Below are 21,171 nucleotides of genomic sequence, written 5' to 3' on the forward strand. Positions count from 1 at the left end.
GTCATTGCATCACCATGCAGTCAATGGTTGTCGCGCGGCACCGGCGAACCGGAGCGGCCGACGAGAAAGTCGAAGTCCGCGCCGCGGTCGGCCTGCAGCACGTGATCGACGTAAAGCTTCGTGTAGCCGCGGTCGGTGTGCAGCGCGGGCGGCGTCCAGGCGGCGCGGCGGGCGGTGAGCTCCTCGTCGCTCACATGCAGGTGCAGCGAGCGGGCCGGCACGTCGAGGGTGATGAGATCGCCGTTCTTCACCAGCGCGAGCGGACCGCCGGCCGTCGCCTCCGGCGCGACGTGGAGGACCACGGTGCCGTAGGCGGTACCAGACATGCGAGCGTCCGAAATGCGGATCATGTCGCGCACGCCCTCGCGCAGCAGCTTGGCCGGCAGCGGCATGTTGCCGACCTCGGCCATGCCCGGATAACCTTTCGGCCCGCAGTTTTTCAGCACCATGACGCAGGAGGCGTCGATATCGAGCGCCTCGTCATTCACCGCGCGGCGCATCTCCTCCACGCTCTCGAACACGACGGCGCGCCCCGTGTGCCGCATCAGTTCTGGCGAGGCAGCGGACGGCTTGATCACCGCTCCGTTCGGCGCGAGATTGCCGGTGAGGATGGCGATGCCCGCCTCCGGCTTGAACGGCATCTCGAACGGTGTGATCACCTCGGCATTCCAGCAGGGCGCGTCCCTGACGTTCTCCCACAGCGTATGCCCGTTCACCGTGAGCGCATCGCGATGCAGAAGCCCCCGCTCGCCCAAGCGGCGCAGCACGGCCGGCAGGCCGCCGGCGTAGTAGAAATCCTCCATCAGGAAGCGGCCGGACGGCATGAGATCGACGAGGCAATGCACGTCTCGGCCCAGCCGGTCGAAATCCTCCAGCGTCAGTTCCACGCCCACGCGCCCCGCGATCGCCAGCAGATGCACCACGGCGTTGGTGGAGCCGCCGATGGCGGCGAGCGTGCGGATGGCGTTCTCGAATGCCTCGCGGGTGAGGACGTCCGAAGGCTTCAGGTCCTCGCGCACCATCTCCACGATGCGCCGCCCGGCCATGCGGGCGAGCAGGTTGCGCCGTGCGTCGGCGGCGGGGATCGCGGCGTTCTCCGGCAGGCCGAGGCCGAGCGCCTCCACCATCGAGGCCATGGTCGAGGCCGTGCCCATGGTCATGCAGCTGCCGGCGGAGCGGTTCATCGCGGCTTCCGCCTCGTGAAACTCCTTGAGCGTGATCTCGCCGGCGCGCAACTGCTCGCTCATCGAGATGATGTTGGTGCCGGAACCGATGATCTCTCCGCGATAGACGCCGCGCAGCTGCGGGCCGCCCGACACGCCGATGGCGGGAAGGTTTGCGGAAGCCGCACCCATCAGCAGCGCCGGCGTGGTCTTGTCGCAGCCCATCAGCAGCACGACGCCGTCGAGCGGATGGGCGCGGATCGCTTCCTCGACATCCATGGAGGCGAGGTTGCGATAGAGCATGGCGGTCGGCCGCATGGTGACCTCGCCCAGCGACGACACCGGGAACTCCAGCGGATAGCCGCCCGCCTCCAGCACGCCGTAGCGCACATGCTCCGCGATGGTGCGGAAATGGATATTGCAGGGAGTCAGGTCCGACCAGGTGTTGCAGATGCCGATGACGGGCTTGTTCTCGAACTGATCCTGGGGCGTGCCGCTGTTCTTCAGGAAGGAACGGTAGTAGAAACCCATCTTGTCCTGCCGGCCGAACCACGCCTGGCTGCGCAAGGGCTTCCTTCCCGATTTCTCGTCACTCATGTCCGTACTTCCGTTCCGCTCAGCTTGCCGCGCCGTGGCGGCGCAGACCGTTGAAGATCACATTCGTCATCGCCGCGGCCGCCGCTTCCGGATCCCTGTCGGCGATCGTGTCGACGATGCGTTCATGGGCGGCGACGGTGATGTCGTAATCGCGCGCGCTGACCGGCGCGCTGAGCACGAAGGAGGCGCGCAGCGCCGCCTCGATCACCGCCCCGATGGAGCGCATGAACGGATTGCCCGATGCGTTGGCGACCGCGAGATGCAGGCTCAGATCGGCTTCGGCGAAACCGTCCGAGACGCCGCCGGCCTCGCTGTGCATGCGCGCGACCGCTCCGCGCATCACCGCGATGTCGTCATCGCTGCGGCGCTCGGCGGCGAGGGCCGCGGCGCGCGGCTCGACCGCGAGACGAATGTCGGCGAGATCGCGCAGGAAGCGCTTGTCGATGCCGGCGTCGAGATGCCAGGCGAGCACGTCGGAGTCGAACATGTTCCAGGCCGCGCGCTCGCGCACCACCGTGCCGACGCGGGACCTGGTGGTCAGCAGGCCCTTGGCGACCAGCGTCTTGACGCTCTCGCGCAGCACCGGCCGGGACACGCCGAACAGCTCCGTGAGCTCGGCGTCACCGGGCAGCTTGGCGCCCTCCGGGTAACGGCCGGAAATGATGTCGATGCCGATCGTGCGTGCCACTTCCTCGTGGTTGGAATGGGCGCGCCGGGCGGGAATGACGATGATCGGCGATGTCATGGCTGCATAGCTCCTGCTGGACGCAGGCGCGAACGACGCGCCACGTGGGCCAAGTGGAGAGTGACCTGCTGGCAGCCGATGAAGGCGAACAGAAGAAGGCCGGTGGCGATTTTCGCCCACCAGCTCGACAGCGAGCCGTCGAAACTGATGCAGGTCTGGATCAGCCCCTGGATCAGAACCCCCACTAACGTGCCGAAGACGAAGCCGTGGCGGCCCGAGAGCAGCGTCAGATCCAGCAGGGGTGTGTCGTCAGATGACATGAGGCCGCTCGCGGAATAGGGGATCGGTCGGGCGTGCCCGGCGGACGGACGCCGGACCGCCCGGCGCCCGACAGCCGCGGACCTCAGTAGCCCAGGTCCTTCTTGCTCTCGTAGACCGCCCGCGGATTGTCGGCTGCGGTGTAGAGCTTCGACTCCGTCTGGATCCACTTCGGCGGCACGGTGCCTTCGGTCTTGTAGGCGATGAGCGCGTCGAAGGCCGGGCCGGCCATGTTCGGCGTCAGCTCGACGGTGGCGTTGGCCTCGCCCGCGGCGACGGCCTTGAAGATGTCGGGAACGCCGGCGACCCGGCCTTCATGCACGCTGCCGGAGGTGACGGCCGTCAGACAGAGATCCTTGCCGGAAGGATCGATATCCCGGTCGAGCAGCACCACCGGAATCTCCGCTTCCTTCGCCTCGGCTTTCGAAACATTGGTCTCGGCGGCACGCCAGCCCGATTCCGAGCCGATCTGCGAGAAACCGATGATGAGGTCGGCGGCATGCGCACCGGTGGCCAGAACCGCGCCCGAAAGCGCGCCAGCCAGCGGCAGGGCCCTGAAAGACATGGGCGTTTCTCCCGATTTTCGCCGTCGCGCCGCTTTGGGGCGCTTACGGTGGAATCGTTATAGCATGCGTCTCTTGGGCTGAATAGTCATATTATTTGACTTTTTACGCTGCCCGGAATGCGGCGGGCAGCGGGGCCTCTACCACTCGGCGAGGCTGCCGTCCCGGTGCCGCCAGACCGGATTGCGCCAGCGGTGGCCCTTCGCGGCCGCCTCGCGGACGACGTCCTCGTTCACCTCGATGCCGAGGCCGGGCCCCTGCGGGATGGCGACATGGCCATCGCGGTAATGGAAGACGGCCGGGTCCACGATGTAGTCCAGCAGGTCGTTCGTGGTGTTGTAGTGGATGCCGAGCGACTGCTCCTGAATGAAGGCGTTGTAGCAGACGGCGTCGAGCTGCAGGTTCGCGGCCAGCGCGATGGGGCCCAGCGGGCAATGGAACGCGACCGCCACATCGAAGGCCTCGGCCATATTGGCGATCTTTTTCGTCTCGGTGATCCCTCCGGCGTGAGAGGGATCGGGCTGGAGAATGTCCACCGAGCCGTCGGCAAGGACAGACTTGAAGTCCCAGCGGGAATACAGCCGTTCGCCGAGCGCGATGGGCGTGGACGTCTGGTTCGCGATCTCCTTCAACGCCTCCGGATGCTCGGAGAGCACCGGCTCCTCGATGAACATCAGCCGGAAGGCGTCGAGTTCCTTGGCCAGCACCTTGGCCATGGGGCGATGTACCCGGCCATGAAAATCGACGCCGATGCCGAAATCCGGCCCCATCTCGTCGCGGATGGCCTGCACGCGTTCGAGCACGGCATCCACCTTGTCCCAGGTGTCGACGATCTGCATCTCCTCTGTGCCGTTCATCTTGACGGCGGTGAACCCCTTGTCCGCGCACTCACGCGCCATGCGCGCGGTGTCGCCGGGCCGGTCGCCGCCGATCCAGGAATAGACGCGGATACGGTCACGCACCTGCCCGCCGAGCAACGCATGAACCGGCACGCCCAGCGCTTTTCCTTTGATGTCCCACAGCGCCTGGTCGATGCCGGCGATGGCGGAGAGATGGACCGCCCCGCCCCGGTAGAAGCCGCCCCGGTACATCACCGTCCAATGGTCTTCGATCAGGCGGGGATCCTTGCCGATCAGGTAGTCGGACAGTTCCTCCACCATGGCGGCGACGGTGTGGGCGCGCCCCTCGACGACCGGCTCGCCCCAGCCCGTGACGCCCTCGTCCGTCTCGACCTTCACGAAGCACCAGCGCGGCGGCACGATGAAGGTGGTGATGGCAGTGATCTTCATGTCTCTTTGTCCTCATCTTTCGTGCGGGTGCTTTTCCGGCTTCAGCCGAGCGCCCTGTAGGCGCTGACGAAGGCTCTCGCGTGGGCGCGAACGGCCGCGGCGTCCAGTCCCGGCTTGTAGAGCGCCGAGCCCAGACCGAAGCCGGCGGCCCCCGCCCCGTGCCACGGGGCCATGGTGTCGGGCGTGATGCCGCCGACCGGCAGGAAGGGCGTGCCCTTCGGGAAGACGGAGCGCATGGCCTTCAGCACGGCGGGCGAGAGCGCCTCGGCCGGGAACAGCTTCAGCGCGTCCGCTCCGGCGGCGAGCGCTGCGAAGCCCTCCGTGGGCGTGGCGATGCCGGGGGCGGCGATCAGTCCGTGCTGTTTCGCCGCCCGGATGACGGCGGGGTCGCCATGCGGCGTCACGATGATGCGCCCGCCCGCCGCTGCGATCTCCGCCACCTTCGCCGGATCGATCACCGTGCCGGCGCCGACAAGAACGTCCTCGCCGAAGGCTGAAGCCAGCCGGCGGATGCTTTCCAGCGGCTCCGGGGAATTGAGCGGCACCTCGATGATGGCGAAGCCTTCCTCCACCAGCGCGCGGGCGACGGGGACGACTTCGCCCGGCGTGACGCCGCGCAGGATGGCGATCAGGGGCAGGCGGTCGAGAGAGGCCTGCAGGGCCAGTGGCTGGGTCATGAGATCTCCAGTGTTGCAAGCCCCGCCGCATTGGCGACATGCCGGAGGCCGGCGAGGGCGGCATCGGGGATTTCCTCGGCCCCGGCGGCGCCGAAGCGCGCAAGGGCCATGCGATAGCGGCGGCAGAGCACCGGGTCGCCGATCAGCAGGGGCGTTTCGCCCGGCGTCAGCGCGGCGGCGATCTCCTCGCCGATCAGCAGGCCGGACAGATAATCGAGCGCGGCGCCGGCCACGAGTTCGCCCGCCAGCACCCGCGCCCGGGCGGAAAAGTAGAGGCCGCTCGCCCGCCCCGCCGCGCGTGCCGCATCGACGCCCGCCAGAAAGGCGGCGTCCGCCGCCTCCGCGCCGGGAGCGGCCGCTCCGTCGCGCGAGAACCGGCCGAGAATGGAGTGCTCCTTCAGCACCGCGAACAGCTCTCCGGTCATCCAGCTGTCGAAGCCGGTGATGCGCCCTTCCTCAACCCGCACCCATTTGGAATGGGTGCCGGGCAGGACGAGCCGCGAGCGGCCGGCGAGGTCCGGCCGCAGCGCCAGTGCGCCGGCGACCTGCGTCTCCTCGCCGCGCATGACATTGGCCGGTGTGCGCTGGATCACGCCGGGAACGATGAAGAGATTGCGCTCGGGCACTGCGGCGAGAGCGCCCGCCAGTTCATCCGGCCCGGCGGGGCAAGGAAGATAGGGCGCTTCCACCCAGCCCTGCGCCGCGCCCACCATGCCGGCGGCCAGCGCGGGCAGGTGCGGCCAGCGGGCACGCCACGCCCCCGCCACCGCATCGAAGGCGGCGGCGAAGTTCCGGCCCACGATCTGCATGAGGCCGAGTGGCGCGCGGGCCGCCTCGATGGGTTGCCCCTCCCCGTCGATGAGCCAGGCCCGCAGTGAACTCGTGCCCCAGTCGAGCACGATAAGGGCAGGACTATCGCCGGCTGTCGTCATGGCCAGCGCTCTCCTCTATGATACCGATGAACTCGACCCATCGCCGGCTGAAAAGCCTGCGTGGATCAGGGCACGACCTGCGGCTCCGCCACGCCCTTCGACGCGATGTCTCGGGCGAAGGTCATGCCGGCCAGCGGTTCGGCCTCGCGCGCAGCCGCATCCATGCCCTGTTGGGCCGTGGTGACGAACAGCGTGGACAGTTTTTCCCCGCCAAAGGCCGGGCAGGATGTAAGGGCGGCGCCAAACGACTCAGCACCGAGGAACCGCCCGTCCCTGCCGTCGTAGCAGGCGACGCGCCCGGCGCCCCATTGGGCCGTCCAGAACCGGCCCTCGGCGTCAATCACCGCGCCGTCAGGCGCATGGCCGTCGGTCTGCCGTCCTTCAAGGAACACCTGTGGCTCGCCTTTCGGCCAGCCGGTCGCGGGATCGAGACCTTGCCGCCACACCGTGCCGGGCCGGGTATCGGCGAAGAACGCGATCTCCCTCGCCGGATCGAAGCAGATGGCATTGGGAATGGACAGGCCGGGAAAAAGCTCCCGCAATTCGCCCCGCCAGTAGCGCCAGATAGATCCAGCGCGCTCCTGCGCCCGCTTGCCCATCGTCCCGATCCAGAAACCGCCCCAGGGATCGGCGCGCCCGTCGTTCGATCGCAGGTGCGTAAGATCCACCGAAAACGGCGTCAGGAGTTCCCGGCCGCCGCTGGCAAGATCGAAGAGCCAGAGACCGGTTTCCGAGGCGACAAGCAGCCGATCCTTATCGACCCAGCCGGCCGCCGAGACATGCTCGCCAAAGTCCCATTCCCGCGCCGCGCCGTCCTCCTGGGTCAACAGGCGGAACCCCAGGATATCGAACCAGAAGAACTGTCCGCGAAGGGGGTGCCAGAACGCCCCCTCTCCCAGTTCGCAGCGCCGATCATCAAAGACATCCATGCACTCCTCCCCAGCTTATTGCGCGGACTTTACCAAACCGACGCCGACAGCGCGACCGGGGGCATGCTCATGCATGAGGCCGATGCTCCTCCCGTGCCGCCGCCCATACCTGACGAGCCGCGTCCGCATTGAGGGCAGCGATAGCCAGGCCGACGATGAGATCTGGCCATGCCGAAGACCACAGGAAGGCGGTCACGAGGCCGGCCGCGATAATGCCTGTATTGGCCAGCGCGTCATTTCGCGCCGACAGGAAAGCCGCCTTGGCGAGGCTTCCCACATGATGCCGGTAGGCTGCCAGCATGACCGCGCACGCGAGGTTGATCGCCAGAGCGCCGAGGCCAGCCAAGGAAAGCGCAAAGGCATAGGGCGGCACGGGATCGAGGAACTTGTCAAACGCGGTCCACAAGGTCGCCAGCGCCGGGACCAGCAGAATGGCGGCCAGCGCCATGCCAACGCGGGCACGGTTCCTGACCGACCACGCCGCCGCGAAGAAGATCAGCAGATTGACCGAGGCATCCTCAAGAAAGTCGACGCTGTCAGCAAACAGGGACACCGAGCCGATGGCAAGCGCAACAGTGAACTCGACCCCGAAATAGGCAAGATTCAGCAGCGCGACGATCAGGACGATTCGGCGAAATCCCGAATCCGGTTCGCTGTTCACAGGAGGCCCTTTCCGTCGAGCGCTCGGACCAGCCCGAGCCCACCGAAAAGCGCTCCGATGGACAGGACCACCGAAGCGGTCACATACACCGCCGCAAGCAGCGACTGCCCGCGCTCCCAAAGCAACGCCGTCTCCAATGAGAAAGCCGAGAAGGTCGTGAATCCGCCGATGACACCGGTCGTCAGGAACAGGCGGGCAGGCTGAGGCAGCCCGCTTTTGAGCGCCCAATATTCGGCAACGATCCCCATCACGAGAGACCCGACGATATTGATGAAGAGGGTCCCAACGGGAAAATGCGAGCCGAACAACCGGAGCGCGAGCAGGCCAACGCCGTGACGCGCCATGCCGCCAATCCCCGATCCGATAAATATCAGCAGAAAACCCACGCCCGCCTCTTCCTGCGCTCAAGGCGCGAAAGCAGGCGTCATCAGCAACAGCGCGGTTTTGGGGGAGACACCATTCCCTGTGGAGATCAGATAGCAGTTCTTCGGGCCACCTGCAATAAGCGACCGCTGCTCTCCCGCCCCTGCTTCCCCAGGCTCGGCGCTCATTCGTCCAGTGCCACGACGGATCGACCGGCGCGCCGGCTTGATCGTGGCGGAAATGTCTATATCTCTCTGGTGTCATCCTGTCGGGCGAGGCTTCGCCCGTGCCTGCAGATCGCCGAAGATGCCGGATACCGCCTCATGAGCCTCCCCACAGACAGCCGCGCCGCACAGCCCGAGCCCGATCCGTCGCACGAGGCCGGCAGGGGCGGCGGCATCCGCGATACCGTCAAGGTCGTGGTGCAGGCGCTGCTGATCGCCTTCGTCATCCGCACTCTGCTGTTCCAGCCATTCATGATCCCGTCCGGATCGCTGGTGCCGACGCTGCTCGTCGGCGATTATCTGTTCGTGTCCAAATTCTCATACGGCTACTCGCGATATTCGCTGCCCTGGGGGCTCATCCCCTTCGAGGGGCGGATCTGGGGCGCGGAGCCGAAGCGCGGCGACATCGCCGTGTTCGCGTCGCCCAAGGGCGACGGGTCGGACTATATCAAGCGGGTGATCGGCCTGCCCGGCGACACCGTCCAGATGGTCGACAACGTGCTCGTCATCAACGGCGAGCGGGTCGGGCGCGAGCCGGCCGGCACCTATCGCGACACCGACCAGTGGGGCAAGCCCATCGACGCGCCGCTGATCCGCGAGACCCTGCCCGGCGGCGAAAGCCACATCATCATGGAACGCGAGGGGGCCGGAAGCTACTGGGCGAACACGTTCGTCTACAAGGTCCCGGAGGGGCACTACTTCATGATGGGCGACAACCGCGACAATTCGATCGACTCGCGCGATCTCTCTTCCATGGGTTATGTCCCGATCGAGAACTTCATCGGCCGGGCGGACATCATCTTCTTCTCGCTGGACGAGAATACGCGGGCGTGGCAGATATGGAAGTGGCCGACGGCGGTGCGCTGGGAGCGCCTTTTCAAGCTCATCCGGTGACATTTCCGCCCGGCCGCACGGCGTGCGGGGACGACCCCGCTTCCGATGTCCTGCGTCGACGCTTCCCTCAATCCGGCGGGGACGGCCCCGTCACGAACTGACTGGAGGCCCTCATGGGACAGACCGGAATGGCGTGGCTCGTGCTCATCATCGCCGGAATATTCGAAACAGGCTGGGCAATCGGCCTGAAATACACCGATGGCTTCACGCGCCTGATGCCCTCGGTGCTCACCGCGGCTGCGATGATCATCAGCCTCGTGCTGCTCGGCTGGTCGCTGAAGACGCTGCCGGTGGGCACGGCCTATGCGATCTGGACCGGGATAGGCGCGCTCGGCACCGTCATCCTCGGCATCGTGCTGTTCCAGGAGCCGGCGACGGTCATGCGCCTCGTCTGCGTCGGCCTCATTCTGAGCGGCATCATCGGCCTGAAGCTCGCTACTCCCTAGAGCGCCTATCGTTCAAAATCAAAGAGTTAGATCATTTCAGCGTTTCTATGAAATGATCTAGAACGCGCTCACGGCGGCGTCGCGCCGATGAACCACAGCCAGAACGTGACGGTGACGACCGAAATGAGCGTCGTCATCGACACGGCGTTCGACGTCAGCGCCTCGCCGGTGCGCGAGCGGGCGGCCATGAGGTAGGCGTTGATGCCGGTCGGCAGCGCGGCGAAGACGACGGCGACCGCCGCGAACACCGGCGGCATGTCGAAGACATGATAGGCGAGCACCCACGTCAGCAGCGGGTGGACCAGCATCTTCAGCGCGGTGACGACGAGGGTGGGCGCGAGATAGCCGCGCAGCCCATAGCGCGCGCTCGTCATCCCCATGGCGACGAGCGCCACCGGCGCAGCCGCCATCGCCAGTTGGCCGACGATCTCCCGCACCAGGCCGGGCACCGGAACATGCAGCGCGCGCACCACGCCGCCGAGCAGCATCGAGAGGATGATCGGGTTCGTCCCGAGGGAGACCAGGATCGATCGGACGCCGTATCCCGCGCGACCCCTCTGATCGCGCGACAGCAGCACCGCGGCGACGATCATGATGACGGGCAGGTGCACGGCAATCAGCAGGAACATCGGCAGCGCACCGGCCTCGCCGAACACCATGACGACGAGCGGCACACCGAGCTGCACGGTGTTCGCCTGCGCCGCCGCGAAGCCGTGAAACACGGCCTCGGCGTTATCGACCGCGAACAGCCGGCGGGCCAGCACCATCGCCAGCGCCCACACCAGCGCGACGCCGAGAAAATAGGCCGACCAGTAACTCCACGGGTCTGCCTCCGGCACGTCGCCCTCGGACAGGAGGCGGAAGAGGAGCGCCGGTATGGCGAGGGTCGCGACGAAGTCGGAAACGCCGGTCGAGGTGCTGTCGGAGAGCACGCGAAGCCTCGCCGCCAGCCATCCCAGCCCGATAAGGCCGAAAACGGGGAGAACGAGTGTCAGGATCTGGCCCATGGGGAGGAAGACCGGTCTGGGAGGGATCGGAAGTCAGCCGTAGCGCCGGCGCGCTTCGATCGCCAGCCCCGCGCCCACCGCCCCGAAGCGGTCGCCATCGATGGCCGTCGCGTTGGCGAAAGGCGAGAGAATGGCGCTGCGCACGGCGGGTATCAGGCTCGTGCCGCCGGTGAAGAACACGAAGTCGATATCGTCGGGCGACAGCCCCGCGCTGGCGACGCACGCGCGCGCGGTCGCGCCAAGGCGCGCGCGCAGCGCGCCGGTGAACGTGTCGAAGCCCGCGCGCGTCGACTCGATCCCGAAATCGGGAGCAACCCACGAGAGCCGGGTTTCCACCCGCTCGCGGTCCGAAAGCGCGATCTTGGCCTCCTCCACCGCGATCAGCACGCTATGGCCGCGGCGGGTTTCGACGACGTGCATGAGGCGATCGACCAGCGCCGGCTCGCGCGCCCCGAAACGCACTTCCCTGAGTTCGGCCATGCGCCGCGCCTCGTAGAGCTGGTGCACGCTCGACCATGTCGACAGGTCCCAGTAGGGGGCGGAGGGCACCTCGATGTCGCCGCGCTTCATCAGGCTGCGGTAGCCGAACCCGGGCATGAAGGCGTTCATGCTCAGCTGCCGGTCGAAGTCCGTACCGCCCAGGCGCACGCCATCGTTGGCGAGGATGTCGCCGCCCCTCTCCTCCTGCTGCTGCGCTCCTCCCGTCAGGCGTACGACGGTGAAGTCCGACGTGCCGCCGCCAATATCGGCGACGATCGCCACCTTCTCGCCGGACACGTGCCGGCGCTCGAAATCGAGCGCCGCGGCGACGGGCTCGTACTGGAAGCTGACCTCGCCGAAGCCGATGGCCTTCGCCACCGTCCGCAGCGTTTCCTCGGCGTGGTCGTCGGCCTTCGCGTCGTCGTCGACGAAGTGAACCGGCCGCCCCAGGACGACCGCGTCCAGCGACACGTTCTGCGCGGCCTCGGCACGGCGCTTCAATTCCGCCAGAAAGAGGCCGATCACCTCGGAAAACCTGATCCGCCGCCGGTAAACCGCCGTGTGCTCATCGATCAGTGCGGAGCCGAGGATCGATTTCAGCGATCGCATCAGGCGCCCGTTGAAGCCCTCCGTATAGGCCGACACCGCCGCGCGCCCGATCAGCAGGGCGGTATCCGCATCCGCGCCGAAAAAGACCGCGCTGGGCACGGCGGCGTGGTTCGCCTCCAGCGCGATCAGGCACGGCCCCGAGGCACCGTAGACGCCCAGCGTGGAGTTCGACGTTCCGAAATCAAGTCCGCAGGCCAACCGGGGCGTTGCCCGGCCGGACCGGTCCGCATCGCGCTGCATGCTCATGCTCATCTTTGGCGAAACATGCTGCGTGCATCAAAATCGCGCGCATTTCAATCCCACGCACGACATCGCTGACCGGCGTTGCGCGCAACCGTATTATGGCATCGCGCCCGCTGCCGGCGTTCCCGGCCGGTCAAGCCGGCAGGAACAGCGGCCCGGTGGCCTCGTCGAGTTCCGCGTCCCGTAACGCCGCCTCCCGTAACGCCGCCTGCCGGAGATCGCGCTCGCCCCGCTCCTGCCGGGCCATCTGCAGGAGCTGCTGCTGCGCCGCGGCGGAACGGTCTTCCGAACCGGGCGGGGCGGGTGTTCTGCCCTTGTCCCGCAGCAGCGCCTTCTCCTCCTCGTCCAGCAGCGCGAAGGCTTCCGCGACCGATGCCACCTCGACGGCATAGAGATCGCCGCGGACGATGCCGATCTGCTGCCGCGCGTCCGCGCGGGCGGCGGCGAGCGTTTCCTGCTTGAGCACCGGGCTGGCGTCGATATCCATGGTGGAGAGGCCGTTGTGCTTCACGTTGAAGACGTTGGGGCCGAAATCGTGGATCTTCTGCTGGTCGGCGGCAGTGTCTTCCGCCATATGGGGGTTCGAGGCCACCCACCCCATCAGCGCAAACGATATCGACCTGTACAGGCGGTGGAGGAAGCCGCCCCCGGATTTGTCTGCCGGCGGGGCATGCATGATCGCGTCGGTCTCGCCGTCGTTGTCGAACACCATCACCGTCGCGGCGGCCTGCCGGCGCTGCAGCTCGGGCGAGCGAAGACCGGTCGGATCCGAATTCGAGCGCGCGCGCGACAGCGGCGCCGGCGTCCCGATCGGAACGTTGGAGGAAATGCCGCCATCCGAAAACACATGCCGGGCGGCGGGGCCGGTGAATTGGGGAAAGGACACGCCGGTGGCGATCAGCGGATGCGCCATCGACGCGCGGGCGGCATAGGCAACGGGCAGCGACGGCGTGGTGTGCTGGTCGAAGACCACGTTCCTGCCGGTCGTCGCATCGTGAACGGACATGCTGATGTGCCTGAACTTCTCCGGCGCGAGCGCATGCAGCAGCGCCATGTCGGCGAACGTCACCATCCTGCCGGCGCGGCTGCGGGTGAAATCGGGCATTTCGGTGAGCACCTCGAGCCGCGCGAGCGCCTGGTCCACCTCCCGCCGCACCGCCTCGCCGTCCGCACTGCCGGCCTTTCCCGCCTCGGCCCGTCCTTTCAGGACGGTCGCCGCCACATCGCGGCGCAGGGTGTCGGCGTCACGGGTCCGCAGGAACACGCCCGCTTCCTGCGCCGTGATCTCGTCGAGCTTCCTGATCATGCCGGTGGCGGTGTCGTGGCTGGCGCCGAACGGCGCCAGCAGCGCAGCGACGACGCGCGCGGTGGGCCGGAAGCTGATGTCGGGATAGACCGCGTTCAGCGTGTCGTCCGTCGCCAGCAGTTGCCGCAGTCTCCCGGTCAGGATGCCGTTCAGCTCGTCGAGGCTGCGGCCGACGCTGAGCCACGTCGCCACCAGCGCGCCGGCGGAGCTGCCGGCGATGGTGCGCAGGTTATCGAGCTGGCCGGCATCCGCGAGCGCCAGCAGCGCTCCGCCCATGCCGACCCCTTTGGCCCCGCCGCCGGTGAGCACCAGATTTTCAATCGGCGGCACGCGCCGTATCAGGTTGAAGCCGCCATCGGCCTTGCGCACGATCTGCGGCGCCACCGGCGTGTGCACCCGGTCCGCCGCCACGGTCATGAGCCGGTGCATCGTGTCCGCGACCGCCTTGTTGATGGCGGCGACATTGTCGGCGCCGTCACCGCGTTCGATCGCTCCGCCGGTGCCGAGGTATTCCGGCCCCTCCCCCAGCGCCGCGCTCGCGGACGGCAGGTCGTTCAGCCGCTTGTCGAGGTCATGCATCATGCCGGCCTCGAACAGTTCTATGTCCTTGCGATAGCGCCCCAGGGTCCCGCACGGCAGGCATGGCGTGTCGCGATCCGGCGGCGCGCCGGCGGCCGTCGGCGGCTCAGTGGGCAGATAGATATCCGAGAGGCTGAATGCGGACAGTCGGGACCGTTCAATACTGGACATACGGCAACTCCCTGTCGGACGACGGCCGGCTCAAGCCGGACCGCGCTCAGTCGAGCCTTCGCCGATCGCGCCGCGTCGGATGGGGCTCCGCGATTGTTGATGAAGCATTTCTTGTTGAAATGGTTCCGGGAAGATCTTCGATGGGCAATACAAACCGGGCAGCAGGCACGACATGTCTGCTGGAAGAACACTCTCTATGGCTGGAATCGGAGGATGTCGGCGTCAGTATCGAAGTGTGAAAGCTTCAATTCCGCCGTGGCCATCCCTGGCGCTCGGTCTCCATCCCCTTGTCAGACCAGACTCCATGCTTTTAACAAGATATCTGAATACTTTGGCCGACATGAACATGCACCCGCATCAATATTGACAAAGCAACCTATGGCGAGATCGATGACAAATCCCCAGCGCATCTCCGATGCGCCGGCCGGCGCATGAACGGCCGGTATCGTCAATACCCATCGCTCAGCAAGAAAATCAGGATCATAAACAAGCATAAAAATACGCCATTACAGCAAATCCGACATAATCTGGAAGCTCAATAGCCTTTTCTGATGGAATATTCGTGCCTTTTTCTCTCCAAAAAGATCTAAGTTACTTTGAATAAGCTATCCACGGTAACAATGATACGCTGCATGACGGATACGTCAACCAAAAATTTCGTCGTGAAACACTTTCCGGCAAGCGTCATGCCGGCACCCGTGTCAGGGTGCCTTGCGGTCGGACGGAAAACAGCATGAAAGCATCGCGGAGCCCGGTCCGGTCGGCCCACGCGCCGGCGGCAAGAGGGGACGAGGACGATGCATTGCGCCCCGGGGCCGGCGATCACCGATCCGCGTATACCTCTTCAAGGAAGGCGAGCACGCCCTGCTTGTGCACGCGATCGCCGACCGCGAGGTTGTGATCGCGGCCGGGGATGTCGAGGAAGCGGCCGTTGGGGAGAAGCCGGGCGAGTTCCTCGCCCGAGCCGGCGATCGGATCGCGCGAACCCACCGCGACGAGCACGGGGAGCGTGATCGCCTGCACCTGTGCCACGGTGAGGGAGTTGCGCGAGCCGCGAATGCAGGCGGCGAGCGCGCGCAGATCGCCGCGGTTCTGCTCGGCGAAGGCGCGGAACATGCGCTCGGCGGGGTCGGTCAGCGTATCGAGTGACGGCGCCTCCAGCGCATCGGCAATGCGCGGTGGCAGGCCGCCGCCCTCGACGAGATGGATGCCGAGCCCGCCGAGGACAGCGGCGGCGACACGGTCCGGATGCGTCGATGCGAGCTGCGCCGTGTTGCGCGCGCCCATCGAATAGCCGATCACCGCGGCTTGCGCGATGTCGAGATGATCGAGCAGCCGGCGCGCGTCCTCGGCCATCTGCGCAGTCGTATAGGCTTCGGGGTCGTAGAGCTTCTCGCTCTGCCCGTGACCGCGGTTGTCGAGCGCGATCACGCGGTAGCCGGCGCGGCCCAGGGTCGTCGTCCACGCCGTGTTGACCCAGTTGACGGCATGGGTGGACGCAAAACCATGGATCAGCAGCACCGCCCGCCCGCCCGCGAGCGTCGCGGCCGGCGGCGGGAGGTCGACATAGCTGATGCGCACGCCGGCGGAAGAGAAGGATTCCATAGCTTGCTGCCCCGGACATTCGCCCTGCCGCCCGGACCGGGCCGCACTTTCCTGCGGCTCCGGCGAGCGATGCGGTGGTGGGCGGTGAGGGACTCGAACCCCCGACATCCACGGTGTAAACGTGGCGCTCTAACCAACTGAGCTAACCGCCCCGACCCGACCGCTCCGGGCACGAACACACACGCCTCACCCGGCCGGGCAAGGCGCGGCGATATTGGCATCCGCGGCCATGGGAGGTCCAGCAGGAAACACCGGACGCTCCGGACGCGTGGCCTGCAGCCGGAAAGCCGGCCTGCCACCGCGAAGACAGCACACCCGCCAACGCGGCGCAAGCCGCGTCGCGACCGTTGCTTTACGGCAAGCCGCCCCGATTTTCAAGACGACAACGCAGGCAGCGCCGGTTCGCCGGAGCACGGCCTCGGAAAGCGGACACCCCTGCGGGAAAGTGCGATGCTCAGTCAAACGGAGTCGATGGACCGGAATGGCGTTTCGACGAAAAGTCATCCCGATCCCGAGCCAGCCGCGAGTCACCGACTCGCTGAAATTGTCCAGCTTATTGGTCCGGTGCGTCCCGAAACCGGAAAACGGCATCCGTGCCCCTTGAAGACACCATCGGGATCATGCCTTGCCGGTTGCGTGGCCAGCCACTTGGCCGACCGCTTGGCCAACGACCCGGCCGGTCGATCCCGGCCGGCACGTGCCGCCGGGTCACTTGCTGTTGACGGCATCCTTGAGGCCAGCGCCGGCCTTGAACTTCGGCGTGCGGGACGCGGCAACGGCGATGGTCTCGCCCGTGCGGGGGTTGCGAGCCGTGCCGGCGGGACGATCGGCAACCGCGAAAGTACCAAAGCCGATGAGCTTGACTTCGTCGCCCTTGCTGAGCGCCGTGGTGATCGCCTCCAGGGCGGCATCCAGCGCATCGCCTGCCTGTGCTTTAGTCAGGCCGGCCTTGTCGGCGACAGCTGAAACGAGATCACCTTTATTCATTTGGTCCTCCTAAACCCGTCATCGCGAGTCACGGTTAAAATATGATATGAGCGTAATGGCGCTTCACCGGAACATGGCAAGCGTCACCGGATGCCGTAAATTATCAACGAAGGCAATGCCTTCCCACCGCAATTCCGCAAAAAAACCCTCCGGGAAGGTCCCGGAGGGGCGTTTTCAACAACTATTCGGGCGGCGCGCCGGCCTCAGTGGGCGAAGGATACCGCGATATCGCCTTCCTCGGCCGGCAACTGCACCTCCTTGGCGGGCGCGGGCGCGGCGTTCTCGGCCGCTTCCAGCACCTCCGGCTGGCGCACCAGCGCGTGCGCGAGCACCTGATCCATCCGGGAGACGGGAACGATTTCGAGGCCGTTCTTCACGCTGTCCGGAATTTCGACGAGATCCTTGGCGTTCTCCTCGGGGATGAGCACCTTCTTGATCCCGCCGCGCAGGGCCGCGAGCAGCTTCTCCTTCAGGCCACCGATGGGCAGCACCCGGCCGCGCAACGTCACCTCGCCGGTCATGGCGATATCGCGGCGCACCGGAATGCCCGTGACCGTGGAGACGATGGCGGTCGCCATGCCGATGCCGGCGGACGGGCCGTCCTTCGGCGTCGCTCCCTCCGGCACGTGGACGTGGATGTCGTGCGTGTCGAAGAAGGCCGGATCGATGCCGAAATCGCGCGCCCGCGAGCGGACGTAGGACGCCGCCGCCGAGATCGATTCCTTCATCACGTCCCGCAGGTTGCCGGTGACCGTCATCTTGCCCTTGCCGGGCATGGTGATGCCTTCGATCGTCAGCAGCTCGCCGCCGACCTCCGTCCACGCCAGTCCCGTGACGGCGCCGACCTGGTCCTCGGTGTCGATCTCGCCGAAGCGGAACTTGGGCGGTCCGAGGTAGTCGGCGAGGTTCGCCTCCGTCACGTGCGCGGCGTCCGTCTTCTTGAGCACGATCTCCTTCACCGCCTTGCGGATCAGGTTCGAGATCTCGCGCTCCAGGTTACGCACGCCCGCTTCCCGCGTGTAGCGGCGGATGAGCAGCAGCAGCCCCGCGTCGTCGATCTCCCACTCGCCCTCCTTGAGGCCGTGCTTGCGCGTGGCTTCGGGGATGAGGTGCTGGCGGGCGATCTCGAGCTTCTCCTCCTCGGTGTAGCCGGCGATGCGGATCACCTCCATGCGGTCGAGCAGCGGGCCCGGGATGTTGAGCGTGTTGGCGGTCGTCACGAACATCACGTTCGACAGGTCGTAGTCGACCTCGAGGTAATGGTCGTTGAACGCGCTGTTCTGCTCCGGGTCCAGCACCTCGAGCAGGGCCGCCGACGGATCGCCGCGGAAGTCCATGCCCATCTTGTCGATCTCGTCGAGCAGGATCAGGGGGTTGGACGTCTTGGCCTTGCGCATCGACTGGATGATCTTGCCGGGCATCGAGCCGATATAGGTGCGCCGGTGGCCGCGGATCTCCGCCTCGTCGCGCACGCCGCCGAGCGAGAGGCGCACGAACTCACGGCCCGTCGCCCTGGCGAGCGACTTGCCGAGCGAGGTCTTGCCGACGCCCGGAGGCCCGACGAGGCACAGGATCGGACCCGTCAGCTTGTTGGCGCGCTGCTGCACCGCGAGGTACTCCAGGATGCGCTCCTTGACCTTGTCGAGGCCGAAGTGATCGGCATCCAGCACCTTCTGCGCGAGATCGAGGTCCTTCTTGATCTTGGAGCGCTTCGACCATGGAATGCCGAGGATCCAGTCGAGATAGTTGCGCACCACCGTGGCCTCGGCCGACATGGGCGACATCTGGCGCAGCTTCTTCAGTTCGCCGAGCGCCTTGTCGCGGGCCTCCTTGGTGAGGCGCGTCTTCTCGATGCGCTCCTCGATCTCGGAGAGCTCGTCGCGGCCGTCCTCGTCGCCGAGTTCCTTCTGGATGGCCTTCATCTGCTCGTTGAGGTAGTACTCGCGCTGGGTCTTCTCCATCTGGCGCTTGACGCGCGTGCGGATGCGCTTCTCCACCTGCAGCACGGAGATCTCGCTCTCCATCAGCCCGAGCGCCTTCTCCAGCCGCTCGGAGATGGAGCCGGCCTCGAGGATCGCCTGCTTGTCGGCGATCTTCACGGCCAGATGCGACGCCACCGTGTCGGCGAGCTTCGACGGCTCCTCGATCTGCGTCACGGCGGACACGACCTCGGGCGAAATCTTCTTGTTGAGCTTGACGTAGTTCTCGAACTCGGCCACGACGGACCGCGCCAGCGCCTCCACCTCGACGTCGCCGCCGGTGGTTTCGGGCAGGGCCTCGGCCTCCGCCTCATAGAAATCGTCGCTGCGCGTGTAGCCCTTGACGCGGGCGCGCGAGGCGCCCTCGACCAGCACCTTCACGGTGCCATCCGGCAGCTTCAGGAGCTGCAGCACGTTGGCGAGCGTGCCGACCTCGTAGATCGCGTTGGTCGCCGGGTCGTCGTCGGAAGCGTTGATCTGGGTCGCCAGCAGGATGTGGCGGTCGCTCTTGACCACCTCCTCAAGGGCGCGGATGGACTTGTCGCGGCCGACGAACAGCGGCACGACCATATGCGGAAACACGACAATGTCGCGAAGCGGCAGAACAGGGTACGTTCCGATCGTTCCGGCGGGCACCGCCTGACGGGGCTTGGTTGTCGTCATGACCCGTATCCTTTCTCTTGCATCCGCGCCCCCGTTCCGGCAGGCCGCGGATGAATGGCCGGAGGCGCTCATCACTCGCGCAACTGCCTCCGGAGCACCGCTCCCCCCACCCTCAACCGAGGCGTGTCGGGGCTCGCGGCAATGCTGATAAATTGGAGAGCCCTTCGCCGGCTTTCAAGCTCTTCACAAGCAAGAAGTGTGCACAACGGCACCGGCGCATCAGGTCTGCACGAAACGCCAGAGAAAAGGCGCCGTTCCGGGGAAGCGGCGCCTTTCCGAATTTCAGGTGACGGTCCGCTTCGCCGTCATGCGCTCGCCGTCGCGCCCGCGTCCGACCGGTCCGTGTAGATGTAGAGCGGCGTCGCCTTGCCCTCGACCACCTCGGGGCCGACGACGATCTGCTCGACGCCCTCCAGGCCCGGCAGGTCGTACATCGTGTCGAGCAGGATGCCCTCCATGATCGACCGCAGGCCGCGCGCGCCGGTCTTGCGCTCGATCGCCTTGCGGGCGATCAGCGACAGCGCCTCGTCGTTGAAGATCAGCTCGACGTCCTCCATGTCGAACAGGCGCTGGTACTGCTTCACGAGCGCGTTCTTCGGCTCCTGCAGGATGCGCTTCAACGCTGCCTCGTCGAGATCCTCCAGCGTGGCGATGACCGGCAGGCGGCCGACGAACTCGGGGATCAGGCCGAACTTGAGCAGGTCCTCGGGCTCGACCTCGCGGAACACCTCGCCGGTGCGCCGGTCGTCGGGAGCCTGGACGTTGGCGCCGAAGCCGATGGACGTGCCCTTGCCGCGCCCCATGATGATGCGCTCGAGCCCGGCGAAGGCGCCGCCGCAGATGAACAGGATGTTGGTCGTGTCCACCTGCAGGAATTCCTGCTGCGGATGCTTGCGACCGCCCTGGGGCGGCACGCTGGCGACCGTGCCCTCCATGATCTTCAGGAGCGCCTGCTGCACGCCCTCGCCCGACACGTCGCGGGTGATGGACGGGTTGTCCGACTTGCGCGAGATCTTGTCGATCTCGTCGATGTAGACGATGCCGCGCTGGGCGCGCTCGACATTGTAGTCGGACGCCTGCAGCAGCTTCAGGATGATGTTCTCGACATCCTCGCCGACATAGCCGGCCTCGGTGAGCGTGGTGGCGTCGGCCATGGTGAACGGCACGTCGAGGATGCGCGCCAGCGTCTGCGCCAGCAGCGTCTTGCCCGAGCCCGTGGGGCCGACGAGCAGGATGTTCGACTTCGCCAGTTCGACGTCGTTGTGCTTGCTGGCGTGCGACAGGCGCTTGTAGTGGTTGTGAACCGCAACCGACAGCACCTTCTTGGCGTGCGCCTGGCCGATGACGTAGTCATCGAGCACCTTGCTGATTTCCTTGGGCGTCGGAACGCCGTCGCGCGACTTCACCAGCGAGGACTTCGATTCCTCGCGGATGATATCCATACACAGTTCCACGCACTCATCGCAGATGAACACCGTCGGCCCGGCGATGAGCTTACGGACCTCGTGCTGGCTCTTGCCGCAGAATGAGCAGTAGAGCGTGCTCTTCGAGTCGCTGCCGCCTGCCTTGCTCATGGTCCGTCTCCACTCGGTACTGCTCCGACAGCAATCGCCGGAGCGTCATCATGTGTTCATATAGACCCGGGGTATGCAAAAAGTAAGCGGTATCATCACGCCATTTTGACCATCCCCGAGCCGCCCTCTCAAGCCGCCACCGGATATCCCGCATGACGGCGGTTCGCCGGCAATGCACCAAGCGTGCGATCCGTTGGCCACGGACACCACACGCCTCTAGGAAACTA

The 21,171-nt window shown here is 66.4% G+C and carries 19 protein-coding genes, 1 tRNA gene, 1 pseudogene and 1 riboswitch; of the genes and pseudogenes, 2 read left to right on the top strand and 19 right to left on the bottom strand.

Features of this window, described 5'->3' with window-relative positions; translation table 11 throughout:
- Positions 1 to 20 precede the first annotated feature (20 nt).
- The 10 genes and pseudogenes from ACUSIJ_RS06895 to crcB all read right to left on the bottom strand — a co-directional run bounded on the left by ACUSIJ_RS06895 (position 21) and on the right by crcB (position 8,200).
- Positions 21 to 1,760: an IlvD/Edd family dehydratase gene (locus ACUSIJ_RS06895; protein WP_449307646.1), complete on the bottom strand. Its 1,740-nt coding sequence runs from the start codon at positions 1,758 to 1,760 to the stop codon at positions 21 to 23.
- 19 nt (positions 1,761 to 1,779) lie between these two features.
- A complete protein-coding gene (locus tag ACUSIJ_RS06900) occupies positions 1,780 to 2,505 on the bottom strand; it encodes a FadR/GntR family transcriptional regulator (RefSeq protein ID WP_449307647.1) in 726 nt (241 codons plus the stop codon).
- Positions 2,502 to 2,732, bottom strand: a pseudogene (locus tag ACUSIJ_RS06905) (sugar ABC transporter permease YjfF); the annotation flags it as partial. The pseudogene ACUSIJ_RS06905 and the gene ACUSIJ_RS06900, both read right to left, overlap by 4 nt.
- 116 nt (positions 2,733 to 2,848) lie before the next feature.
- Positions 2,849 to 3,328 carry a hypothetical protein gene (locus ACUSIJ_RS06910; protein ID WP_449307648.1) on the bottom strand — a complete coding sequence of 160 codons (480 nt, stop codon included), beginning with the start codon at positions 3,326 to 3,328 and terminating at the stop codon, positions 2,849 to 2,851.
- Between the two features lie 138 nt (positions 3,329 to 3,466).
- The gene (dgoD, locus tag ACUSIJ_RS06915) at positions 3,467 to 4,615 is read right to left on the bottom strand and encodes a galactonate dehydratase (protein ID WP_449307649.1); all 1,149 of its coding nucleotides are present in this window, start codon (positions 4,613 to 4,615) and stop codon (positions 3,467 to 3,469) included.
- A 41-nt stretch (positions 4,616 to 4,656) separates the two neighbouring features.
- On the bottom strand, positions 4,657 to 5,292 hold the full coding sequence (locus tag ACUSIJ_RS06920) for a 2-dehydro-3-deoxy-6-phosphogalactonate aldolase (RefSeq protein WP_449307650.1): 636 nt from the start codon (positions 5,290 to 5,292) through the stop codon (positions 4,657 to 4,659).
- Complete coding sequence (locus ACUSIJ_RS06925; protein ID WP_449307651.1) at positions 5,289 to 6,224, bottom strand: 2-dehydro-3-deoxygalactonokinase; 936 nt, start codon at positions 6,222 to 6,224, stop codon at positions 5,289 to 5,291. Before ACUSIJ_RS06925 ends, ACUSIJ_RS06920 begins: the two co-directional genes overlap by 4 nt.
- 65 nt (positions 6,225 to 6,289) lie before the next feature.
- Positions 6,290 to 7,153: an SMP-30/gluconolactonase/LRE family protein gene (locus ACUSIJ_RS06930; protein ID WP_449307652.1), complete on the bottom strand. Its 864-nt coding sequence runs from the start codon at positions 7,151 to 7,153 to the stop codon at positions 6,290 to 6,292.
- 67 nt (positions 7,154 to 7,220) lie between these two features.
- The gene (locus ACUSIJ_RS06935) at positions 7,221 to 7,814 is read right to left on the bottom strand and encodes a cation transporter (RefSeq protein ID WP_449307653.1); all 594 of its coding nucleotides are present in this window, start codon (positions 7,812 to 7,814) and stop codon (positions 7,221 to 7,223) included.
- Positions 7,811 to 8,200: a fluoride efflux transporter CrcB gene (crcB, locus tag ACUSIJ_RS06940; protein WP_449307654.1), complete on the bottom strand. Its 390-nt coding sequence runs from the start codon at positions 8,198 to 8,200 to the stop codon at positions 7,811 to 7,813. The genes ACUSIJ_RS06935 and crcB overlap by 4 nt, the downstream gene beginning before the upstream one ends.
- Positions 8,201 to 8,225: 25 nt before the next feature.
- A riboswitch (Fluoride riboswitch) is annotated at positions 8,226 to 8,287 on the bottom strand.
- A 213-nt stretch (positions 8,288 to 8,500) separates the two neighbouring features.
- Here crcB and lepB point away from each other — a divergent pair.
- A complete protein-coding gene (gene lepB / locus ACUSIJ_RS06945; protein WP_449307655.1) occupies positions 8,501 to 9,295 on the top strand; it encodes a signal peptidase I in 795 nt (264 codons plus the stop codon).
- A 128-nt stretch (positions 9,296 to 9,423) separates the two neighbouring features.
- Positions 9,424 to 9,741 (top strand): quaternary ammonium compound efflux SMR transporter SugE, encoded by a 318-nt coding sequence (gene sugE, locus ACUSIJ_RS06950; RefSeq protein ID WP_449307804.1) that lies wholly within the window; start codon positions 9,424 to 9,426, stop codon positions 9,739 to 9,741.
- Between the two features lie 68 nt (positions 9,742 to 9,809).
- Here sugE and ACUSIJ_RS06955 read toward each other — a convergent pair whose 3' ends face one another.
- The 9 genes from ACUSIJ_RS06955 to clpX all read right to left on the bottom strand — a co-directional run bounded on the left by ACUSIJ_RS06955 (position 9,810) and on the right by clpX (position 20,944).
- Positions 9,810 to 10,748, bottom strand: coding sequence for an AEC family transporter (locus ACUSIJ_RS06955; RefSeq protein WP_449307656.1), 939 nt, complete (start codon positions 10,746 to 10,748; stop codon positions 9,810 to 9,812).
- A gap of 33 nt (positions 10,749 to 10,781) precedes the next feature.
- Positions 10,782 to 12,077, bottom strand: coding sequence for an Hsp70 family protein (locus tag ACUSIJ_RS06960; protein ID WP_449307657.1), 1,296 nt, complete (start codon positions 12,075 to 12,077; stop codon positions 10,782 to 10,784).
- A gap of 136 nt (positions 12,078 to 12,213) precedes the next feature.
- Positions 12,214 to 14,136, bottom strand: coding sequence for a patatin-like phospholipase family protein (locus ACUSIJ_RS06965; protein ID WP_449307658.1), 1,923 nt, complete (start codon positions 14,134 to 14,136; stop codon positions 12,214 to 12,216).
- A gap of 290 nt (positions 14,137 to 14,426) precedes the next feature.
- The gene (locus tag ACUSIJ_RS06970; RefSeq protein WP_449307659.1) at positions 14,427 to 14,630 is read right to left on the bottom strand and encodes a hypothetical protein; all 204 of its coding nucleotides are present in this window, start codon (positions 14,628 to 14,630) and stop codon (positions 14,427 to 14,429) included.
- Positions 14,631 to 14,958: 328 nt separating this feature from the next.
- Entirely contained in the window at positions 14,959 to 15,741 is a 783-nt protein-coding gene (locus tag ACUSIJ_RS06975) for an alpha/beta fold hydrolase (RefSeq protein ID WP_449307660.1), read from the bottom strand.
- Positions 15,742 to 15,816: 75 nt separating this feature from the next.
- A tRNA-Val gene (locus ACUSIJ_RS06980) sits at positions 15,817 to 15,893 on the bottom strand.
- A 556-nt stretch (positions 15,894 to 16,449) separates the two neighbouring features.
- A complete protein-coding gene (locus tag ACUSIJ_RS06985; RefSeq protein ID WP_449307661.1) occupies positions 16,450 to 16,728 on the bottom strand; it encodes an HU family DNA-binding protein in 279 nt (92 codons plus the stop codon).
- A gap of 203 nt (positions 16,729 to 16,931) precedes the next feature.
- A complete protein-coding gene (gene lon, locus ACUSIJ_RS06990; protein ID WP_449307662.1) occupies positions 16,932 to 19,370 on the bottom strand; it encodes an endopeptidase La in 2,439 nt (812 codons plus the stop codon).
- A 305-nt stretch (positions 19,371 to 19,675) separates the two neighbouring features.
- On the bottom strand, positions 19,676 to 20,944 hold the full coding sequence (gene clpX, locus ACUSIJ_RS06995; protein ID WP_449307663.1) for an ATP-dependent Clp protease ATP-binding subunit ClpX: 1,269 nt from the start codon (positions 20,942 to 20,944) through the stop codon (positions 19,676 to 19,678).
- Positions 20,945 to 21,171: the final 227 nt, after the last annotated feature.

The organism is Pseudochelatococcus sp. B33, assembly GCF_053570585.1.